This window comes from Pseudomonas sp. DCB_BI (assembly GCF_026240995.1).
In the GTDB taxonomy this organism is placed as follows: domain Bacteria; phylum Pseudomonadota; class Gammaproteobacteria; order Pseudomonadales; family Pseudomonadaceae; genus Aquipseudomonas.
In genome coordinates this window covers 1-1131 of the sequence record NZ_JAPFCG010000053.1, presented here as the reverse complement: position 1 = coordinate 1131, position 1131 = coordinate 1, and the positions used below count along the sequence as shown (strand labels likewise).

General features: G+C 66.2%; 1 protein-coding gene. It reads right to left on the bottom strand.

The window, feature by feature from the left end; translation table 11 throughout:
- On the bottom strand, nt 1-1131 hold a 1131-nt coding region (locus OO258_RS27245; RefSeq protein WP_266034985.1), incomplete at both ends, for a DNA cytosine methyltransferase.

Genomic DNA, 1131 nt, shown 5'->3' with positions numbered 1-1131 from the left:
GCGCTGCTGGCTGCCGGTGTTGGTGACCGTGGTCAGCGGCTCGTCCGCTCCCTTCGCTGGCGTGGTGTTGAACCCGCCGTTGGCCTGCTCGATGAAGGCTGTCACCAGCGCCCGGTGGCTCTGCGTCATGATGGTGCCCATCGGCTGGTCGGCTGGTACGGACTTTCCCGCGTAGACCCGGCCACCTGCCCCAATCATTACTGGGCTAGCCACAGCGAATGACCCGCCGCGCGGCCAGGAGGTCACAGTTCGCAGCGGCTCATTTGCCGACTGGGCCAGCTCTCCCGACCAGTTCGCGATCGGCACGATGAAAGGCTGCGGGTTGTCCAGCACGAACTTCTTTATGCCCTTGGCCACACGGCGCAGCGTGGCGTCGGCCAGCGCTTTCTTGCGCCCGAAGATGCTCTTACTCGGCACGCTCCAGTCGATACAGTCGGCGGCGGTGCGCCACTTCTGCTGGCCCTTGGCTGGGTGCTTGGCGTGGGTAGGCTCAGGCCACACGATGGGCTGGCCGTCGCAGCGGGCGATCATGAACAGCCGCTCGCGGCTGGTTGGCGCGCCGAAGTCGCAGGCCTTGATGATTCGCCACTCCACCTGGTAGCCCATGCCTTCAAGGAGGTGCACGAACCGGCGCCAAGTGATGCCGCGACGTTTCGGGTCGGGCACCAAGAACTGCTGCTGCACCGGCACGCGTTCGCCGATGGCAGCCACGGTGCCGTCCAGCTTCATCACCCGCCCTGTAGCCTTGTCGCGCTTGGCGATCAGCGGCCCCCACTGCAAAATCTGCTTCACGTTCTCCAGACTCATGACCCGGGGCTTCTTCTTCCCGCCCCACTTGAGGCCGATCCACGACAGGTTGCGGATCTCGCGCTTGCGCGGCTGCCCGCCGGCGGCCTGGCTGTGGTGGGTGCAGTCCGGGCTCATGTGGAACCAGCCAACCGGCCGGCCCTGGCATTCCTCATCTGGGTCACCGTCGAACACATCAGTTGTGAAGTGACGCGCCGCTGGGTGGTTGGCGGTGTGCATGCTGATGGCTGCCGGGCTGTGGTTCTTGGCCACGGTGACTGGTCGGCCCAGGCCCATCTCCAGCCCGGTACCGGCGCCGCCGCCACCGCAGAAGAAGTCCACCAC